Origin of the sequence: Streptomyces sp. NPDC053048 (assembly GCF_044547045.1) — a bacterium.
In the GTDB taxonomy this organism is placed as follows: domain Bacteria; phylum Actinomycetota; class Actinomycetes; order Streptomycetales; family Streptomycetaceae; genus Streptomyces.
Map to the genome: position 1 here is coordinate 631,377 of NZ_JBITZS010000004.1, position 18,444 is coordinate 649,820.

The window sequence follows — 18,444 nt, forward strand, 5'->3', positions numbered from 1 at the left end:
CATCGGACACGCCCCGGGGCGTGTCCGGCCCGAGGGCCGGTCAGGCCGTCGGGAGCCAGGCCACCTTGCCCGCGAGCAGCGCGTACCCGACGAACGCCACGATGTCGATGAGCGCGTGCGCGGCGACCAGCGGTCCGACCCGCCCCCACCGCCGGTAGAGCAGGACGAAGACCACGCCCATCACCATGTTGCCGATCAGGCCGCCGATGCCCTGGTACAGGTGGTACGAGCCACGCAGCGCGGCGCTCGCGGCGAGCGCGGCCGCCGGCGTCCAGCCCAGCCGGTCGAGCCTGCGCAGCAGGTAGCCGACGACCACGACCTCCTCCAGCACCGCGTTCTGCGCGGCGGAGGCGATCAGGACGGGAAGCTTCCACCACACCTCGGGCAGGTTCTCCGGAACCACCGTCAGGTTGCCGCCCGAGGCCCGTACGGCCAGGTAGAACAGCAGCCCGGAGCCGCCGATGGCGGCGGCCAGGCCGGTGCCGCGGGCGAGGTCGCGGCCGGGCTGCCCGCGGTCGAAGCCGATGACGCGCAGGCCCGTCCCCTCACGGGTGAGCAGGTGGGCCACCAGGAGGACGGGCACCAGCGCGGTCGCGATCCCGAAGAGCTGCCAGGCGAGATCGAGCCAGGGCCGGCCGGGGGCGTGCGAGGCGTTGAGGGTGGCGGCCTGGTCCTTGAGCCCGCCGGGGCGGGTCAGCGAGCCCACGAAGCTGATCAGCGACGACACGGCGCTGGCCCCGAGCGACAGCGCGAGGACGATCAGCAGTTCCGCGCGCAGCGTCCGCCGGGACAGCCCGTCGCCGCCCGGCGGCCCGCCGGGCGCCTGGGTCCGGGCGTCCGCGTCCCCGTCTGGAGCGTCCTGCCGCACTGTGCCTCCCGTCCGGCTGCCTTCACGATCGTCACAGCTTGCCCGACGAGGTGGCGCCGGTACGAACAGGGGGTGCGCGGCGGTGTCAGCCGATGCCGACCGGCCAGGTGTGCACGGGCTCGCCGGTGCGCATCAGCTCGCAGTAGCGGCGCGTGGTGGCGGCCAGGGCGTCCTCGCGCCCCGAGCCGCGCTCCCGCGCCCGGTGGTAGGTGGCGGCCTGCCAGGACGCCCCGTTGACACGGCGCCGGCAGCGCCCCTCGATGACGCCGAGGTAGTGGTCGCGGTCGGCGGGCTCCACGCCCCAGGCGTCCAGCCCGGCGGCGGCCAGCGGGAGCAGTTCCTCGAGCACCAGCCGTACGGCGGGCACGCGCGCGGGGGTGGCGCCCCGGCCCGGCCTGGGCCAGCGCAGGACGGCGTCGATGCCGTGCCGGCAGGCGACGTCGAAGTTGTCGGCGGCGACATCGAACGGCAGTCGGGTCCACACCGGCCGGGACTCCTCGGCCAGCGCCCTGACCAGGCCGTAGTAGAACGCGGTGTTGGCGATGACGTCGGTGACGGTGGGGCCGGCGGGCAGCACGCGGTTCTCCACCCGCAGGTGGGGGACGCCGTCGGCGACCCCGTAGACGGGGCGGTTCCAGCGGTAGACCGTGCCGTTGTGCAGCGTGAGCTCGTGCAGCCAGGGCACCCCGCCGTCCTCGACCACGCGCAGCGGGTCCTCGTCGGCGGAGATGGGCAGCAGGGGCGGGAAGTAGCGCAGGTTCTCCTCGAACAGCTCGTAGGCCGAGGTGATCCAGCGCTCCCCGAACCAGGTGCGCGGCCGCACGCCCTGGACCTGCAGCTCGGGTGGCCGGGTGTCGGTGGACTGGACGAACAGCGGGGGCCTGGACTCGCGCCACAGCTCGCGCCCGAAGAGGAACGGCGAGTTGGCGCCGACTGCTATCTGCGCCGCGGCGACGGCCTGCGCGGCGTTCCACACGGCGGCGAACCGGCCGGGCGTGACCTGCAGGTGCAACTGGACGGAGGTGCAGGCGGCCTCGGGGGTGATGGACCGGGCCGTGCAGGTCAGGCGCTCGACGCCGTCGATGTCGATGGTGAATTCCTCGCCGCGGGCGGCCACGACCTGGTCGTTGAGGAGGAAGTAGCGGTCGGCGACGGAGAGGTTGGCGGAGACCAGGTCGGCGCTGGTGAGCGTCGGCAGGATGCCGATCATGACGATTCCGGAATCGACCTCCATGGCCCTGCGGTCGGCATATGACAAACCGGTGCGCAGCTCCTCCGCGAGCTGGTCGAGAACCCGTCCCGACAGACGGTGCGGGACGATGTTCACTTCCAGGTTGAAGCGCCCGAGTTCGGTCTGGAAATCACGGCTTGCGATACGCTCCAGCACCTCGGCATTCACCATGCTCGGCATACCGTCGGCCCCCGCGAGATTCAGCTCGATCTCCAGTCCCATGAGGTTCCGGGGGCGGTCGAATCGCTTCTCCTCCAGCAGTCTCGCCAGACCTTCCAGGCACTGCCGGAGCTTGTCCCGGTATCGCCGGCGGTCGGCGAGGTCGAACCCCATGGCCGCGACCTTCTCACCCATTCGAGCCTCCCTCCCCAACCGGGTCGCCCATGGCACCGGCGCCTTGTCACGGTCGATGATGCCCAGAGGAGACGATCCATAACGCCTCGCGGCGGCCGCGTACCCGGTAGGCTCTCCCCGAGCGCACTCCGGCACATTCCGCAGGCATGACGGAAGCACCCGGGTACGGCGCAATGCGCTGGTGATAAACACCGACGAGATCCGGCCTACCGTATACGGGCGATATGCCGGGGCCATCCGCACAAAGAGGCCGCAAAAACACCGAAATCACCCGTGGAACGGGCCCTGATTTCCCCTTGCCCGAAATGCCGGCGACAGCTAGGTGAAACACCGTGTGAACACGTGTCGTATAAACTCCGGAATGAGGCAGAGAGTAGGCGCCCCCTGGAGTCGGTCCGGCCCCCCTCTGACCCCGATCCGCACGCCGACAGCGTCGTCGCACCTGCCCAGCTCCACCGTGTGTCTCCCAAGCGAGAGGCGACCCACCATGCCGCTGCATGTCCCCCCTGCGCCCGCGCCTGCCCTCCGCAGCATCCTCACGGCCCTCGGCTCCCCCACCGCCGTCCGCGAGGCCCGCACCCCGTCGCTGCGGTCCGCCCGCACCCCGCTCACCCCCGAACTCCCGCTGCCCGTCCATGTGCTGGAGCGGGTGACCACGCGCGGCGGGGCACCGCGCACCCGGCTGTCCGGCTGGCGCTTCCTGATCACGGAGGACGGGCGGGCGGTGGCCGCCGGCGAGGCCATGCCGACCCCCGACGGCTGGACCTTCTCCCACTTCTTCGAGGGGCCCTACCTGGCCTCCACCGAACAGGCCCTGCGCCAGGCCGAGGCCATGACGACGCCGTACCAGCCCCGGCTGCTGTCGGTCCCCGAGCTCTACATGCTCACCCTCTGGCTGCACGCCGACATCACCGCCGACGCCACGTCGGAACTCTTCACCCCGGGCGACCTTCTGGTCCCGCTCGCCCCAGCGCCACCGGGCATCGCCGCGCACCGCCCCCACCGGGTCACCGACCTGCTGCCGGTGCTCACCCTCCGGCTGACCCCCGGTCCACAGCTCCAGGCGACCGCCTGAGGCCGCCGCCCGCGATCACGCGCCCCGCGCCCCCGGAGTCGAAGGGGGTCGCGGGGCGCACCGCTGTCCCCACCCTCACCCCACCGGACTAGCCCGTCACGGCCATGCCGAACCCCCCAAAGGGACCGGGGAGTTGGGGGCAACCGCCCGCATGGGTGATGCGTCATCCTCGAGTGAGGAGCGTCACGGTGAAATCCCTGCGGAATCACGGCCGTAGGGCAACACTGGGACCGACGACGATTCATTACGGGGGGCGGCATGACCACCGCATCGAGCCGCAGGACAGCCACCACATCAGAGCGAAAGATCCCTTCCATGTGCCAGCACCAGCCCACGTGCCCGTCAGCCGACTCCACCGACCGGGAGGCCGCCCACCTCGTGGCGACCTACCCGGAGCAGGGATGGAGCCTGCTGTGCAACGGCGTCCTCTGCTTCGAGGACACCGGCGAGCTGCTGCCGGACGGGCAGATCATCGCCCCGCACCGGGCGCTCGGCACGGACCACGTGGTGACCGCCGCCTAGCACCGCACCACCATATGAAGGATCAGAGCACGAAGGGGCCGGCCCGGCGCGAACGCCGAACCGGCCCCGACCCGTGTCCGGGCCCGCTGCCTCAGCCGTCGTACTCGTCCAGCGGCGGGCAGGAGCAGACCAGGTTGCGGTCGCCGTAGGCGCCGTCGACACGGCGCACCGGCGGCCAGTACTTGTCGGCCGCCGACACCCCGCCCGGGAAGACCGCGTCCTCACGGCTGTAGGGGTGCTCCCACTCGCCGGCCACCGAGGCGGCGGTGTGCGGGGCGTTGCGCAGCGGGTTGTCGTCCTTGTCCCACTCGCCCGAGCCGACCTTCTCGATCTCTGCGCGGATGGCGATCATCGCCTCGCAGAAGCGGTCGAGCTCGGCGAGGTCCTCGCTCTCCGTGGGCTCGATCATCAGCGTGCCGGCCACCGGGAACGACATGGTCGGCGCGTGGAAGCCGTAGTCGATCAGGCGCTTGGCGACATCGTCCACGCTCACGCCGGTCGCCTTGGTCAGCGGGCGCAGGTCCACGATGCACTCGTGGGCGACCAGCCCGGCGGGGCCGGTGTAGAGCACCGGGTAGTGCGGCTCGAGGCGCTTGGCGATGTAGTTGGCGCCCAGCACGGCGACCTGGGTGGCGCGCTTGAGGCCCTCGCCGCCCATCAGCCGTACGTACGCCCAGGAGATCGGCAGGATGCCGGCGGACCCCCACGGCGCGGCCGAGATGGGCCCGACGCCCGTGGCCGGGCCCGCGGTGGGCTGCAGCGGGTGGTTGGGCAGGTAGGGGGCGAGGTGGGAGCGGACGGCCACCGGGCCGACGCCCGGACCGCCGCCGCCGTGCGGGATGCAGAAGGTCTTGTGCAGGTTCAGGTGCGAGACGTCGCCGCCGAACCGGCCCGGCCGGGCCAGGCCGACCAGCGCGTTGAGGTTGGCGCCGTCCACGTAGACCTGGCCGCCCGCGTCGTGCACGGCGGCGCAGATGTCGGCGACGTGCTCCTCGAAGACGCCGTGCGTGGACGGGTAGGTGATCATCAGCACGGCCAGCTGCTCGCGGTGCTGCTCGATCTTGGCGCGCAGGTCCTCGACGTCGACCTCGCCGTCGTCGGCGGTCCTGACGACGACGACCTTCATGCCGGCCATCACGGCGCTGGCGGCGTTGGTGCCGTGCGCCGAGGAGGGGATGAGGCAGACGGTGCGCTGCTCGTCGCCGTTGGCCCGGTGGTAGGCCCGGACCGCCAGCAGGCCGGCGAGCTCGCCCTGCGAGCCGGCGTTGGGCTGGATGGAGACCTTGTCGTAGCCGGTGACCTCGGCCAGGCGCTCCTCGAGCTCGGTGATGAGGGTGAGGTAGCCGCCGGCCTGCTCCACGGGCGCGAAGGGGTGCAGCGCCCCGAACTCGGGCCAGGTGACCGGCTCCATCTCGGTGGTGGCGTTGAGCTTCATGGTGCAGGAGCCGAGCGGGATCATGCCCCTGTCCAGCGCGTAGTCCCGGTCGGCGAGGCGGCGCAGGTAGCGCAGCATCGCCGTCTCGGAGCGGTGCTGGTGGAAGACCGGGTGCGTGAGGTACTCGTCGGTGCGCAGCAGGCCCGCGGGCAGCGCCTCGTCCGTCGTCGCGTCGAGCGCCTCGACGTCGGCGGTGACGCCGAAGGCGGCCCAGACGGCTGCCAGCCGGTCCCGGGTGGTGGTCTCGTCGCAGGCGATGCCGACGTGGTCGGCGTCGGTGAGCCGGAGGTTGACGCCGCGCTCGCGGGCGCCGGCGACGACCTCGGCGGCGCGGCCGGGAACGCGGGCGGTGAGGGTGTCGAAGTAGGCGCCGTGCACGACCTCGACGCCGCCGGCCCGCAGGCCCTCGGCGAGGAGGGTGGCGTAGCGGTGGGTGCGGCGGGCGATGGCGGCCAGGCCGTCGGGGCCGTGGTAGACGGCGTACATGCCGGCCATGACGGCCAGGAGCACCTGGGCGGTGCAGATGTTGCTCGTGGCCTTCTCGCGGCGGATGTGCTGCTCGCGGGTCTGCAGGGCCAGCCGGTAGGCCTTGTTGCCGTCGGCGTCGACGGAGACGCCGACGAGGCGGCCGGGGAGGCTGCGGGCGAACTTCTCGCGCACGGCCATGTATCCGGCGTGCGGGCCGCCGAAGCCCATGGGCACGCCGAAGCGCTGGCTGGTGCCGACCGCGATGTCCGCGCCGAGCTCGCCGGGCGAGGTCAGCAGGGTGAGCGCCAGCAGGTCGGCGGCGACGGTGACGACCGCGCCGAGCTCGTGGGCGCGCTCGATGACGGGACGCGGGTCGCGCACGGCACCGGAGGCGCCCGGGTACTGCAGCAGGACGCCGAAGACGCCTCGCTCGGCGATCTCCTCGGGGATGCCCGCGGACAGGTCGGCGACGACGACCTCGACGCCGGTGGGCTCGGCACGGGTCTCGATCACCGCGACGGTCTGCGGCAGGGTGTCGGCGTCGATGAGGAAGACGCCGTCCTTGACCTTGCCGACGCGCCGGGAGAGCGCCATGGCCTCGGCGGCGGCGGTGCCCTCGTCGAGCAGCGAGGCCCCGGAGGTGGGCAGCCCGGTGAGGTCGGCGACGACCGTCTGGAAGTTGAGCAGCGCCTCGAGGCGGCCCTGGGAGATCTCCGGCTGGTAGGGCGTGTAGGCCGTGTACCAGGCGGGGTTCTCCATGACGTTGCGCAGGATCACCGGCGGGGTGAAGGTGCCGTGGTAGCCGAGGCCGATCATCGGCGCGAGGACCTCGTTGCGGTCCGCGAGGGCGCGCAGCTCGGCGAGGACCTCGGCCTCGGTGCGGGCCTCGGGCAGACCGAGCGCCTCGGTGCTCTTGATCACGTCCGGCACGGCGGCGGCGGTGAGTTCGTCGAGCGAGCCGAAGCCGACCTGGGCGAGCATCTTGGCCTGGGCCTCGCTGTCGGGGCCTATGTGGCGGGCCTCGAAGGGAGTGCCGCGCTCCAGGTCGGAGAGGGCGATGCGGTGGGCTGTCATCTGCGGAGGCCTCCTGGTCATTGCGACCTGCGAGGGGTACCACGGCGCGGGTACCCGGACGGCCTCCCCCTCTGTCATCTCAACCTGAGAGCTTCACCGGGCCGCGGCGCACGATCCCGGCTTTCACCGTCGGTGAGGAGGGGCTTCGGTGAGCTACCTGACCTGGGCCCGCCCTGCTTTCCAGAGTGACCTCGTCCGTGCGGTACCGGGTGCCTGAGAGATTCCGGGGAGGATTTGCTCCTTCGGCGCCTCCGACGGTGCCCTTCCGGGCCTCGAGGAGGACTCTCCCGCACGGGGTCTGCGGCCAATCGTCAGCCTACCAGCGCACCTTTCCGGGCGGATCTCCCGAGTGGCCGGTTCCTGTTTTGTGCACTTTCGTGGTTCACGGGGCCGCACGCGAGGGACGCGAGGAATCGAGGCGGGAACAGTGCAGAGCGACATCGACCCCCGGAGCCTGATCGGGCGCAAGGCCTTCGACCGGGACGGCGCGCGGATCGGCACGGTGGACGAGGTGTACCTCGACGACGCGACCGGGGAGCCGGAATGGGCGGCGGTGCGCACCGGGCTGTTCGGCCGGGACGCGTTCGTGCCACTGGTGCCGAGCCGGGTCGAGGACGACGCGCTGCGCGTGCCCTACGAGCGCAAGCTGATCAAGGAGGCGCCGGAACTCGGCGTGGGCCGGCACCTCTCCCCCGAGCAGGAGCTGCGGCTGTACCAGCACTACGGGCTCGAGCTGCCGGGCCCGGAGGAGCCGGGCCGATCCCCGGAACGGGGCGTGCCGCCGGGGCCGGACGCGCCCTCGGGGCCGGACGTTCCTCCGGAGCCGGGCCCGCCCGCTGGGCCCGGCGCACCGCCGCCCTCCGGCGGCCCTCCTGACCCCGGCAGGCTGTCCGGGCCGGGCTCGCCCTCGGGGCACGACTGATCCGAGCCCCCGGAACGGCCGGCCCCGCCGCCCTCCCGCACCAGCGGCAGCGGCTCGGCCGGCTCCAGCGCGGGGTCGTCGACGGCGAACGTCCGCACCCGGCCGGGCTCCGACCAGGGCTCCTCGAAGCGGACGGTGACCCGGCCGACGCCGCTGCCCTGCACCCACCCCGGCCCGTACTCGGCGTGCCGGACGTCCAGTCCGGGCAGCCACTGCCGCGATCGCTGCGGGCCCTCCCCGCCCTCCTCGCGCGCTGCCTGCGTCTCCTCCGCCTCACCCTCGGCGGCCTCCGCCGCCGCCTCGCTCGCCGCCTGGGCGAACAGGTCCTCCTGGGTGTAGTCGGCGAGCCCGGACACGCCGACGCCCAGCAGCCGCACTCCGGCCGTGGTGTCCACGCCGTCGAGCAGCCGGGCCGCCGCCTCCCGGACCACCGCCGGGTCGTCGGTGGGGCCGCGCAGGGTCTCGGAGCGGGTCAGCGTGGAGAAGTCGTAGCGCCGCACCTTGATGACGACCGTGCGCCCGGAGCGCCCGGCGGCGCGCAGCCGCCGCACACACCGGTCGGCCAGGCGGGCGAGCTCCAGCTGGACCCGGGTGCGGTCGGTCAGGTCCTCGGCGAAGGTGTCCTCCACGGACACCGACTTGGCGTCCCGCTCGGCGACGACGGGCCGGTCGTCGCGGCCGGTGGCCAGCGCGTACAGGCCCGCGCCGTGGGCCTTGCCCAGCAGCCGCACCAGCTCGTCCTCGCCCGCCTCGGCGGTCTCGGACACGGTGGTGATCCCGGCGCGCCGCAACGTTTCGGCCGTGGCGGGGCCGACGCCGGGAATGGTGCGCACCGACATGGGGCCGAGTATCTCCAGCTCCGTGCCGGGCTCGATGAGCAGGAGCCCGTCGGGCTTGGCCTCCTCCGAGGCGATCTTCGCGAACATCTTGGACCCGGCGAGCCCCACCGAGCCGGTGAGCCCGGTGGCCGCCAGGATGTCGCGCCGCAACCGCTCCCCCACCGCCCGCGCGGCCGCCGACGAGGGCTCCACGCCGCCCGCCTCCAGGTCGACGAACGCCTCGTCCAGGCTCAGCGGCTCCACCAGCGGCGACAGCTCGCGCAGCAGCTCCATGACGGTGTGGCTGATCTGCTGGTAGAGGCCGAACCGCGGGGTGAGGTAGGCGGCGTTGGGGCACAGCCGGCGTGCCTGGGCCGTGGCCATGGCCGAGCGGACGCCGAAGACCCGGGCCTCGTACGAGGCGGTGGCCACCACGCCCCGGGGGCCGAGCCCGCCGACCACCACCGGCTTTCCGCGCAGGCTGGGCTTGGCCGCCTGCTCCGCCGAAGCGTAGAAGGCGTCCATGTCCAGGTGCAGGATGGTCGGCGCTCCTCTCACAGGACGATGCTCCCGCACGCCACTGACAATCGACGGGCCGGGCGGCGGCCCGGAATACGACGAAGCGCCCCGTACCGGTCGCGTCCATGCGGCCGGCGGGGCGCCTCGAAGGGTTCTCGAGCGGTTCCCGAGCGTTGCGCGAGTGGTTCTCGAGCCGTTCCGAGCGGTTCAGCCCGCCCGGTTGCGGCGGCGGGCCAGCTCGTCGGCCGGATTGTGGCCGACCAGGGTCTCGCCGGTGTCCACGCGCTCGCCGTGCAGCTGCGCCAGCGCGCTCTGGACGTCGCGCCACACCACGCCCACCGCGATCCCGAAGACGCCCTGACCGCCCTGGAGGAGGTCGACGACCTCATCGGGCGAGGTGCACTCGTAGACCGTGGCGCCGTCGCTCATCAGCGTCATCTGCGCCAGATCGTCCATGCCGCGCGTGCGCAGGTGCTGCACGGCGGTGCGGATGTTCTGGAGGGAGACACCGGTGTCCAGCAGCCGCTTGACGATCTTCAGGACGACGACGTCCCGGAAGCTGTAGAGCCGCTGGCTGCCGGAGCCGTACGCGGGTCGCACGCTGGGCTCGACGAGCCCCGTGCGCGCCCAGTAGTCCAGCTGCCGGTAGGTGATGCCCGCCGCCGCGCAGGCGGTGGGCCCCCGGTATCCGATGGTGTCCGGACCTCGCGAGGTGCTCTCGCCTTCGGAGTCCCGCCCCCGCGGAGTGGTGACCGCTGGCGTGGCGGAATAGCGGGGCACTGGTTCGACCATTCCCCCATGCAGCGGATACGGACCGCCGACCGCCGTACCGTCGCCCGTGCTTCTCACGCCGACCTCCGTCCTTGACCTGCCTTCTCGACGGTAGGCAGTCGCTCGGGGTGCGTCAACGATCGCCACACTCGGCACGCCGAGTGATAATCACCCTGAGAGTGGTTTTACGTGTCCAGGTAGCGGGAAAAGCTACTCGAATGCGCCGCTATCGCCCGGCGCACGCCCCGGCCGCGCACCACCGCCCGCGAGCCGGTCGGAGCCTCACTGGCTGCTGCTGCCGAAGTCCTCGGGCGAGATCTGGTCGAGGAACTCGCGGAACTTCTCCACCTCGTCCTCCTGCTCGTCCGGGATGGCGATCCCCGCGTCGTCCAGCACCCCGTCACTGCCGTAGATCGGCGTGCCGGTGCGCAGCGCCAGCGCTATGGCGTCGGACGGCCTCGCGCTGACCTCGACCCCGCTGGCGAAGACGAGCTCCGCGTAGAACACCCCTTCGCGCAGGTCCGTGATGCGGACCTCGGCGAGCTGCTGGCCGACCGCCTCCAGCACGTCCTTGAACAGGTCGTGGGTCAGTGGGCGGGCAGGCGCCATGCCCTGCTGGGCGAAGGCGATCGCCGTCGCCTCCCCCGGTCCGATCCAGATCGGGAGGTAACGGTCGCCTCCCACTTCCCGCAGGAGCACGATCGGCTGGTTGGAGGGCATTTCCACCCGGACGCCCACGACATCGAGCTCGTTCACACAGCAACCCTAGGCCGTGCCCGGCAGGTTTGGGTAGTCGGGCCGGTCAGCCTCACTGCCCGTGCGGGCGCAGAGCCGCCCGTACCAGGGCCGCGTGCAGTCGAACGGAGAGGCCGGCCAGCTCCCGGGCGGTGGCCTCGGCATGCGCTCTGGTCTGCGGATTGCGGTGCCTGCGCAGCGGAGCAATCACTTGTTCGATAAGGCCCGCCTCGCGGTCGGCGGCGGCCTTGATGGCGCGAAGATGCCGCGGTTCCAGGCCGAAACCGCCCAGGTCGGCGACGAGCCGGGCGACCGTCGCGGCATCGGCGTCGAAGCCGCCGTCCGGATGGGGGACGAGCAGCCCGTACGACTCCCACTCGGCCAGCTCGTCCTCGGTGACGCCCGCGGTGGCCAGCAGCTCCTCACGGCCGATACGGGTGGCCGTGGGGCCCTCGGGGCCGGTGGGGCTCCCGTCGGCCGCCCCCGGCCCGTCCAGGCCCTCCACGAGGTCCAGGGCGTCCCGGGGCTGCGCCGGGGCCGGCAGCTGGACGCGCTCGCCCCGGGCCAGGGCGTCCAGCTGCTCCCGGATGACCTTGAGCGGAAGGTAGTGGTCGCGCTGCATCCGCAGCACGTACCCCAGCCGCTCCACGTCCTGCGTGCTGAACTTGCGATAGCCGGACGGCGTGCGCCGCGGCTCGACCAAGCCCTCCGACTCCAGGAACCGGATCTTGGAGATGGTGACCTCGGGGAACTCCTCGCGCAGCAGGTTGAGCACCGTACCGATGCTCACCAGCCGGCCTTCCGCACCGGCGGCACCGGATGACCCGGCGCCGCCCGACGGTGTTCGCAGCATGGCCCTTCCTGGGGATCCCCCCGGACGGAGTCCGGGCGAGGGTCAGATGCCCCGCTGGCCGCCGAAGAAGACCAGACGGTACTTGCCGATCTGCACCTCGTCGCCGTTGGACAGCGCGACCGAGTCGATCTGCTCACGATTGACGTAGGTGCCGTTGAGGCTGCCGACGTCGGTGACGGTGAAGCTGCCGTCCTGCTCCCGGCGGAACTCCACGTGGCGGCGCGAGACGGTGACGTCGTCGAGGAAGATGTCGCTCTGCGGGTGCCGGCCCGCGGTCGTCACATCGGCGTCCAGCAGGAAGCGGCTGCCCGAGTTGGGGCCCCGCCGCACCACCAGCAGCGCCGAACCCAGCGGCAGCGCGTCGACGGCGGCCTGCGCCTCGGGCGAGAGGGCCGGGATCGGCGTCTGGCCGGTGGTCTCGGAGTCGTACGCCTCGAGACCGGAGATGGAGATGGTCGAGGTCGTCTCCGACGCGCGCTCGGCGACGGCACCGGGCCGCAGCGGCGCACCGCAGTTGGAACAGAACCGGCTGGCCTCGCCGTTCCGGTGGCCACACCTCGTACATACCGGCAAGGCAAACCCTCCACCCGCACTTGAGGTCGCTGGTGCCCCGAAACCTATGCGCCCCGCCTGGGCAGGGTCAACAGAGGGCGCGCCCTGGTCGCCCGGAATGTCGCCTCCCGGTGCGCCGTGCGCGTCCACCTGGTCCCGGAACAGCGGCCGGCCCTCCTGGGCCCCCTCGCTGCCGTCCACCGGGCGTGACGCCCGGTGCCGGGCGCTGCCGCCGTCCTGGCGTGCGCTCTTGCCGAACAACTTCGCAAACAACTTCACGGGCGATTCCCCTTGACCGCTTCAGACCCGCCCGTGGGGCAGGACAAACCCTTGCTGCACACACCGTCCGACCTGGACATCCCTACAACGTCCGTGGTCAACAGACAGTTTCCATCACGCGCCCCGAACTTGGTGCGCCGACCCCCCGCAACCTCCCGCCCTCCCCTTGGGCCCCGCCTGGGTGCCCGTCTCACTGCGATGACGACCGAGCGTAGTCAGGCCGCTTCGCCGGGCGCAAGGCGTCGACAATGATCTTCTCAGACCGGGAGACGCTGACTCCGGCCTGCTCCTTCTCCAGAGTCTGCACGATCCCGCCGGGGATGTTCAGCGCGGGCTCCAGGTCCTGCGACTTGCCGATGACCTTGAACTTATAGGGCTGCGAGACCTTCTTGCCATCGATCTCCACCTTTCCGGCGGTGCCGGAGAAATAGGTGTCGGCGACCACCCGGACGTCGTTGATCTGGATCGCCTCCGCGCCCGCCGCCCGCAGCTCCTGGATGGTGTCCAGCAGCTTGTCGGCCTCGACCGCGCCCTTGCTGTCGCTCACCGTGAGCTCGATGCCCGGCCCCTGGGCGGTCACCGTGCCCGCGAGCACGCCGAGCTGGTCCTCCTTCTGCTCGGTCTGCTTGCGGGCCTCGGCGGCCTGGTTGGAGCTGCTCTCCAGCTCCGTCCGCTGGTTCTCCAGCCGCCGCTTCTCGTCCTCGAGCCGCTTGGTGCGGTTGTCCAGCTCGTCGAGGATCCGCACCAGGTCCTCCTGCCGGGCGCCGCGCAGGGCGCTGTTGTCGCTGGTCGACCGCACCTGGATGGCCAGGCCGAGGCCGAGCACGCACAGCAGCAGCGCCACGGTCAGCTGGGCCCGCGTCAGCCTGGGGGGCCACAGCCCGTTCACCAGCCGTTGACGTCCCGTCAACGGTGCGGTGGGGGCCGCGTACTCCTCCCCCGGCTCGACGGGCTCGAGGTCGGGGCCCGGCGCGGGTTCCGCTTCGCGCTCCGCTTCCGGTTCCGCTTCGGGTTCCGGCCGCGGTTCCGGCCGCGGTTCCGGCTCGGGCGCCTGAGGCTTCTCCGGCCCCTCGGGCCGCTTCGGCTTCTCGGCCCCCTCCGGCTTCTTCGGCCCCTCGGGCCGGCCCGGCTCTCCGGACTTCTCCGGCGTGTCGTCAGTGCTCATCGGTCTCACGCCCGGAAGATGTGCCGCCGGATGGCGGCCGCGTTCGAGAAGATACGGATGCCCAGGACGACCACGACACCGGTGGACAGCTGCGCGCCGACGCCGAGCTTGTCGCCCAGGAAGACGATCAGGGCGGCCACCACCACGTTCGACAGGAACGACACGACGAACACCTTGTCGTCGAAGATCCCGTCCAGCATCGCCCGGAGGCCGCCGAACACCGCGTCCAGCGCCGCGACGACGGCGATGGGAAGGTAGGGCTCGACCGCCGTCGGCACCACGGGGCGGACGACCAGTCCGACCACGACTCCCACGATGAGGCCCAATACGGCGATCACGATGTGCCCTTCCCTGGCTTTGCGGTTCGTACGATCAGACTCGGGGCGGCCGGCAGCCGGACCTCGTCCTGGGCGGAAATGCTCGCGCGGACCCCGTAGTTCTGCTGCAGAACATGCAGGTACTGCCCGTCGGCACTGTCCTGGAAAGCGGTGCTCAGCCGCTGCCCGTTCCCGACCGCCAGCACCGTGTACGGCGGCACCAGAGGTCTGTTGTCGACCAGTATGGCGTCCCCCGCGGCCCTGATCGCCGACAGCGACGTCAGCCGCTGGCCGTTGACCGCGATCGCTTCCGCCCCGGACTGCCACAGCCCGTTGACGATGCGCTGCATGTCACGGTCACGGACGCGCCCGGTGTCGGCGAAGCCACTGCTCTCGCGCGGACCGCCACCGCCGGATTTCGCCTGCTTGGCATCATCGACGACCACTTTGATCCCGGGCCCCCGCACCGGGGTCGCACCGGCCAGCAGGGACACCAACTCGGCCTTGTCCCCGCCGTGTTTCCGCAGCGCGTCGCGCTGCTTGCTGCCGACCGTGGAACGCAGGGAGTCGACGTTCCGCTGCAGCGTGTCGGCGGCCGAGGTCTCCGCCTCGATCCGCTGGATCAGCTGCTCGCGCTCCTTGGCCAGCGTCGGTGCCGATATCTGCGCCTGCGCCGCCCCGAGCGTCACCACCCCGGCCGCCAGCAGCAGGGCCGCGGCCAGGCCCAACTTCGCCCGCAAGGTGGTGGGAAGTCCCTTTCCTTCCCCGGCCCGTCTGGCCGCCGCCTCCGCGTATCCCTCGTCGAGGCTGTGATGCATCACATTGGTCAGCAGCGACATCGAGGCATCGGGACGCGGAGGCTGCGAGGAGGTGCTCCGAACGGGGGGCTGCTGCGACATGCCGCACATCGTCGCACGTCGGGGGCGTCGCATCCCAATGGCCCCACCGGCGTGCCGGATCCGGGACGGATCCGGCACACTCCCGGCACACGGGAGGACGACGCCCCGCGCGGCTCAGCGCCCGGCGCCGTCCACGACCGCCGCCCACTCGTCCAGCAGCGCCTGCGCGGAGGCGTCGTCAGGGCCCTCCGCCCACAGGTGCGTCACCGCCTCGGCCGGATCGGGCAGCACCATCACCCACCGCCCGTCGGCCTCGACCACCCGTACTCCGTCCGTCGTATCGACGGACCGGCCCCCCGCCGCCTCCACGACATGCCGCATGACCAGGCCCTTGACCGCCCACGGCGTCGCCAGGTCCCGGCGCAGGACATGCGCTCTGGGGATGCGCGCGTCTATCTGGCTGAGGGTGAGCTGCGTACGGGCCACCAGCCCGATGAGGCGTACGAAGGCGGCCGTGCCGTCGAAGACGCTGCTGGACTCCGGGACGATGAACCCGCCGCGCCCGTCCCCACCGAAGATCGTCGACTCCTGCCGGCCGACCCGGGTCAGATCGTCGGGCGACGTTGTCGTCCATTCCACCTGCGTGCCGTGGTACGCCGCGACCTGCTCGGCGATGCGCGTCGTGGTCACCGGCAGCGCCACCCGTCCGCTGCGCCGCTCGGCGGCGACCAGATCCAGCAGCACCAGCAGGGCCCGGTCGTCCTCGACGATGCGCCCGCGCTCGTCCACGAGGGAGATCCGCTCGCCCACCGGGTCGAAGCGCACCCCGAACGCCGCCCGCGCCGAGGCGACGATCTCCCCGAGCCGCACCAGACCCGAGCGGCGGGCGTCGGCCGTCTCGGTCGGGCGGGCCTCGTCGAGTCCGGGGTTGATGGTGAGCGCGTCCACGCCGAGCCGCCCCAGCAGGCTGGGCAGAACGAGCCCCGCGCTGCCGTTCGAGGCGTCGACGACGACCTTGAGCCCGGACTCCGCGACGCCGGTCGTGTCCACGGACCGCAGCAGCGACCCCGTGTAGGAGTCGTAGACGCTCGAGGGGAAGGACAGGTCGCCGATCTCCCCGGGGAACGCGCGCCGGTACTCCTGGCGGGCGAAGACCCGGTCCAGCTTGCGCTGGCCGGCCTGGGAGAGGTCGGCGCCGCGCTCGTCGAGGAAGAGGATGTCCAGCGAGTCCGGCACCCCCGGTGAGGTCCGGATCATGATGCCGCCCGCGCTCCCCCGCGCGGTCTGCTGACGGGCCACCGGCAGCGGTACGTTCTCCAGGTCCCGTACGTCGATCGCGCTGGCCTGCAGCGCCGAGATCACCGCGCGCTTGAGCGCCCGCGCGCCACGGGAGTGGTCACGCGCGGTGGTGACGGTCGCGCCCTTCTTCAGCGTGGTCGCGTACGCACCGGCCAGCCGGACCGCCAGCTCCGGGGTGATCTCCACATTGAGGATGCCGGAGACGCCGCGCGCGCCGAAGAGATGCGCCTGCCCCCGCGACTCCCAGATGACCGACGTGTTGACGAACGCGCCGGCCTCGATGGTCTTGAAGGGATAGACCCGGACGTTGCCCTGAATAATCGATTCCTCACCGATGAGGCACTCGTCCCCGATGACGGCTCCGTCCTCGATCCGGGAGGCCCGCATGATGTCGGTGTTCTTGCCGACGACACAGCCGCGCAGATTGCTCTGCTGGCCGACGTAGACGTTGTCGTGCACGACGGCCCGGTGCAGAAAGGCACCGGTCTTGACCACGACGTTGGAGCCGACGACGGTGTGCTCGCGGATCTCGGCGCCGGCCTCGACCTTGGCGTAGTCCCCGATGTAGAGCGGGCCGCGCAGGACGGCGTCGGGGTGCACCTCGGCGCCTTCGGCGACCCAGACGCCGGGCGAGATCTCGAAGCCGTCGAGGTCGACGTCGACCTTGCCCTCGAGCACGTCGGCCTGGGCCTTGACGTAGCTCTCGTGCGTGCCGACGTCCTCCCAGTAGCCCTCGGCGATGTAGCCGTAGACGGGCTTGCCCTCCTTCATCAGCTGCGGGAAGACATCACCCGACCAGTCGACGGGCACATCGGGCCGGACGTAGTCGAAGACCTCCGGCTCCATGACGTAGATGCCGGTGTTCACGGTGTCGGAGAAGACCTGGCCCCAGGTGGGCTTCTCCAGGAACCGCTCGACCCTGCCCGCCTCGTCGACGATGGTGATCCCGAATTCCAGCGGATTGGGCACCCGGGTGAGACAGACCGTGACCAGGGCGCCCTTTTCCTTGTGGAAACGGATCAGGTCGGTCAGATCGAAATCTGTGAGGGCATCGCCGGAGATGACCAGAAAGGCGTCGTCCTTGAGCGCGTCCTCCGCGTTCTTGACGCTGCCCGCGGTGCCGAGTGGCTTTTCCTCGTTGGCATAGGAGAGTTCCATGCCGAGTTCCTCGCCGTCACCGAAGTAGTTCTTCACGAGGGAGGCGAGGAACTGCACGGTCACCACGGTCTCGGTGAGCCCGTGCCGCTTGAGCAGCCGGAGCACATGCTCCATGATCGGCCGGTTGGCCACCGGCAGGAGCGGCTTGGGCATGCTCGAGGTCATGGGGCGAAGGCGGGTTCCTTCGCCCCCGGCCATCACGACGGCCTTCATGTCGGAAGCGTCCTCCTTGAGAGACGACGGTCTTGCCGACTTCACGCCCGCGACTTCTCAGGCCCGGGGAAGGCTCGGGACTACGGCGAGATCAGTCGGCCGTGGCATCCGCCTTGACCAGCCGGCGGACCTGAACCACATAGAGGATCCCTGCCCACCAATACAGGGTTGTACCCCATCCGGCGAACGCCCATCCGAAAATCGCGGCGAGCGACGACAACAAGCCCTCTCCGTCACTGAGAAGCAGCAACGGGAAGGCATACATCAGGTTGAAGGTCGCGGCCTTGCCGAGGAAGTTCACCTGCGGCGGCGGATAGCCATGACGTCTCAGAATCCACACCATGACCAGCAGCATCGCCTCACGGGCCAGCAGGGCCACGGTCAGCCAGAGCGGAAGGATCTCACGCCAGGTCAGACCGAAGAGGGTGGAAAGGACGTAGAGCCGGTCCGCGGCCGGGTCGAGCAGCCGGCCGAGGCTGCTGATCTGGTTCCAGCGCCGTGCGAGCTTGCCGTCGAGGTAGTCACTGACCCCACTGAGGGCCAGCACGATCAGTGCCCATCCGTCGTGCTTCTGAAGAATCAGCCACAGGAAGAGGGGTACGCCGACCAGGCGCGCCATGCTGAGGATGTTCGGGATGGTGAGGACGCGGTCGGTCTGGACGCGCGTCTCCTGGACCTCCACCCGGGGGCCTCCTGTGGGGATATGTACCGACGATGTCCCACGACTTTACCCCCAGCCGGCTGGAGGGCGTGCGGAGGGGCCGGAGCGGACCGGCCGGGCGTGCGGGGAACAACCGGAAACGTCCGGAAATGAACGTCCGGAAACGCAAGAAAGCCCTGGCGGGAACCGGAGTTCCCGCCAGGGCTTTCTATTCAAAAGGAGTTCGGCGGCGTCCTACTCTCCCACAGGGTCCCCCCTGCAGTACCATCGGCGCTGAAAGGCTTAGCTTCCGGGTTCGGAATGTAACCGGGCGTTT

At 71.3% G+C, this 18,444-nt stretch carries 15 protein-coding genes, 1 rRNA gene, 1 pseudogene and 1 riboswitch; of the genes and pseudogenes, 3 read left to right on the top strand and 14 right to left on the bottom strand.

What is annotated here, in order from left to right; genetic code table 11:
- Window positions 1-40 precede the first annotated feature (40 nt).
- Both ACIG36_RS13840 and ACIG36_RS13845 read right to left on the bottom strand, forming a co-directional pair.
- Window positions 41-793: a CPBP family intramembrane glutamic endopeptidase gene (locus ACIG36_RS13840; protein WP_399926482.1), complete on the bottom strand. Its 753-nt coding sequence runs from the start codon at window positions 791-793 to the stop codon at window positions 41-43.
- Between the two features lie 160 nt (window positions 794-953).
- Window positions 954-2,453, bottom strand: coding sequence for a glutamate--cysteine ligase (locus ACIG36_RS13845; RefSeq protein ID WP_399926407.1), 1,500 nt, complete (start codon window positions 2,451-2,453; stop codon window positions 954-956).
- 487 nt (window positions 2,454-2,940) lie between these two features.
- On the opposite strand from ACIG36_RS13845, the gene ACIG36_RS13850 reads away from it, so the two are divergent.
- Window positions 2,941-3,528: a hypothetical protein gene (locus tag ACIG36_RS13850; RefSeq protein ID WP_399926409.1), complete on the top strand. Its 588-nt coding sequence runs from the start codon at window positions 2,941-2,943 to the stop codon at window positions 3,526-3,528.
- A 315-nt stretch (window positions 3,529-3,843) separates the two neighbouring features.
- Complete coding sequence (locus tag ACIG36_RS13855) at window positions 3,844-4,050, top strand: DUF5999 family protein (protein ID WP_399926413.1); 207 nt, start codon at window positions 3,844-3,846, stop codon at window positions 4,048-4,050.
- 91 nt (window positions 4,051-4,141) lie between these two features.
- Here the strand turns inward: ACIG36_RS13855 and gcvP are convergent, their stop codons facing one another.
- Complete coding sequence (gene gcvP, locus ACIG36_RS13860; RefSeq protein WP_399926415.1) at window positions 4,142-7,027, bottom strand: aminomethyl-transferring glycine dehydrogenase; 2,886 nt, start codon at window positions 7,025-7,027, stop codon at window positions 4,142-4,144.
- A gap of 190 nt (window positions 7,028-7,217) precedes the next feature.
- Window positions 7,218-7,327: riboswitch (glycine riboswitch) on the bottom strand.
- A 127-nt stretch (window positions 7,328-7,454) separates the two neighbouring features.
- Between gcvP and ACIG36_RS13865 the strand changes: the two are divergent.
- Window positions 7,455-7,799: pseudogene (locus ACIG36_RS13865) on the top strand (PRC-barrel domain-containing protein); the annotation flags it as partial.
- Here ACIG36_RS13865 and ACIG36_RS13870 read toward each other — a convergent pair.
- The 11 genes from ACIG36_RS13870 to rrf all read right to left on the bottom strand — a co-directional run.
- Window positions 7,748-9,325, bottom strand: a complete 1,578-nt coding sequence (locus ACIG36_RS13870) for a DNA polymerase IV (RefSeq protein ID WP_399926417.1) — start codon at window positions 9,323-9,325, stop codon at window positions 7,748-7,750. The pseudogene ACIG36_RS13865 and the gene ACIG36_RS13870 sit on opposite strands and share 52 nt — an antisense overlap.
- A 168-nt stretch (window positions 9,326-9,493) precedes the next feature.
- On the bottom strand, window positions 9,494-10,135 hold the full coding sequence (locus tag ACIG36_RS13875; protein ID WP_399926419.1) for a MerR family transcriptional regulator: 642 nt from the start codon (window positions 10,133-10,135) through the stop codon (window positions 9,494-9,496).
- 204 nt (window positions 10,136-10,339) lie between these two features.
- Entirely contained in the window at window positions 10,340-10,813 is a 474-nt protein-coding gene (locus ACIG36_RS13880; protein ID WP_126913184.1) for a bifunctional nuclease family protein, read from the bottom strand.
- Between the two features lie 52 nt (window positions 10,814-10,865).
- On the bottom strand, window positions 10,866-11,645 hold the full coding sequence (locus ACIG36_RS13885; RefSeq protein WP_399926421.1) for a MerR family transcriptional regulator: 780 nt from the start codon (window positions 11,643-11,645) through the stop codon (window positions 10,866-10,868).
- A gap of 42 nt (window positions 11,646-11,687) precedes the next feature.
- Entirely contained in the window at window positions 11,688-12,476 is a 789-nt protein-coding gene (locus tag ACIG36_RS13890) for an FHA domain-containing protein (RefSeq protein ID WP_399926423.1), read from the bottom strand.
- Between the two features lie 190 nt (window positions 12,477-12,666).
- Complete coding sequence (locus ACIG36_RS13895; RefSeq protein ID WP_399926425.1) at window positions 12,667-13,641, bottom strand: DUF881 domain-containing protein; 975 nt, start codon at window positions 13,639-13,641, stop codon at window positions 12,667-12,669.
- Between the two features lie 5 nt (window positions 13,642-13,646).
- A complete protein-coding gene (locus tag ACIG36_RS13900) occupies window positions 13,647-13,979 on the bottom strand; it encodes a small basic family protein (RefSeq protein ID WP_071964751.1) in 333 nt (110 codons plus the stop codon).
- Window positions 13,976-14,857, bottom strand: coding sequence for a DUF881 domain-containing protein (locus ACIG36_RS13905; RefSeq protein WP_399926427.1), 882 nt, complete (start codon window positions 14,855-14,857; stop codon window positions 13,976-13,978). The genes ACIG36_RS13900 and ACIG36_RS13905 overlap by 4 nt, the downstream gene beginning before the upstream one ends.
- Window positions 14,858-14,971: 114 nt before the next feature.
- A complete protein-coding gene (locus ACIG36_RS13910; RefSeq protein WP_399926429.1) occupies window positions 14,972-17,467 on the bottom strand; it encodes a sugar phosphate nucleotidyltransferase in 2,496 nt (831 codons plus the stop codon).
- A 91-nt stretch (window positions 17,468-17,558) separates the two neighbouring features.
- Complete coding sequence (locus tag ACIG36_RS13915) at window positions 17,559-18,149, bottom strand: CDP-alcohol phosphatidyltransferase family protein (protein ID WP_399926431.1); 591 nt, start codon at window positions 18,147-18,149, stop codon at window positions 17,559-17,561.
- Between the two features lie 200 nt (window positions 18,150-18,349).
- Window positions 18,350-18,444 (bottom strand): 5S ribosomal RNA (rrf, locus tag ACIG36_RS13920); the annotation flags it as partial.

Bases quoted from the DNA above. Each gene is read 5' to 3' on its own strand.
- ACIG36_RS13845 (WP_399926407.1), bottom strand. From the start codon at position 2,453: ATGGGTGAGAAGGTCGCGGCCATGGGGTTCGACCTCGCCGACCGCCGG.
- ACIG36_RS13850 (WP_399926409.1), top strand. From the start codon at position 2,941: ATGCCGCTGCATGTCCCCCCTGCGCCCGCGCCTGCCCTCCGCAGCATC.
- ACIG36_RS13855 (WP_399926413.1), top strand. From the start codon at position 3,844: ATGTGCCAGCACCAGCCCACGTGCCCGTCAGCCGACTCCACCGACCGG.
- gcvP (WP_399926415.1), bottom strand. From the start codon at position 7,027: ATGACAGCCCACCGCATCGCCCTCTCCGACCTGGAGCGCGGCACTCCC.
- ACIG36_RS13885 (WP_399926421.1), bottom strand. From the start codon at position 11,645: ATGCTGCGAACACCGTCGGGCGGCGCCGGGTCATCCGGTGCCGCCGGT.
- ACIG36_RS13895 (WP_399926425.1), bottom strand. From the start codon at position 13,641: ATGAGCACTGACGACACGCCGGAGAAGTCCGGAGAGCCGGGCCGGCCC.
- ACIG36_RS13905 (WP_399926427.1), bottom strand. From the start codon at position 14,857: ATGTCGCAGCAGCCCCCCGTTCGGAGCACCTCCTCGCAGCCTCCGCGT.
- ACIG36_RS13910 (WP_399926429.1), bottom strand. From the start codon at position 17,467: ATGAAGGCCGTCGTGATGGCCGGGGGCGAAGGAACCCGCCTTCGCCCC.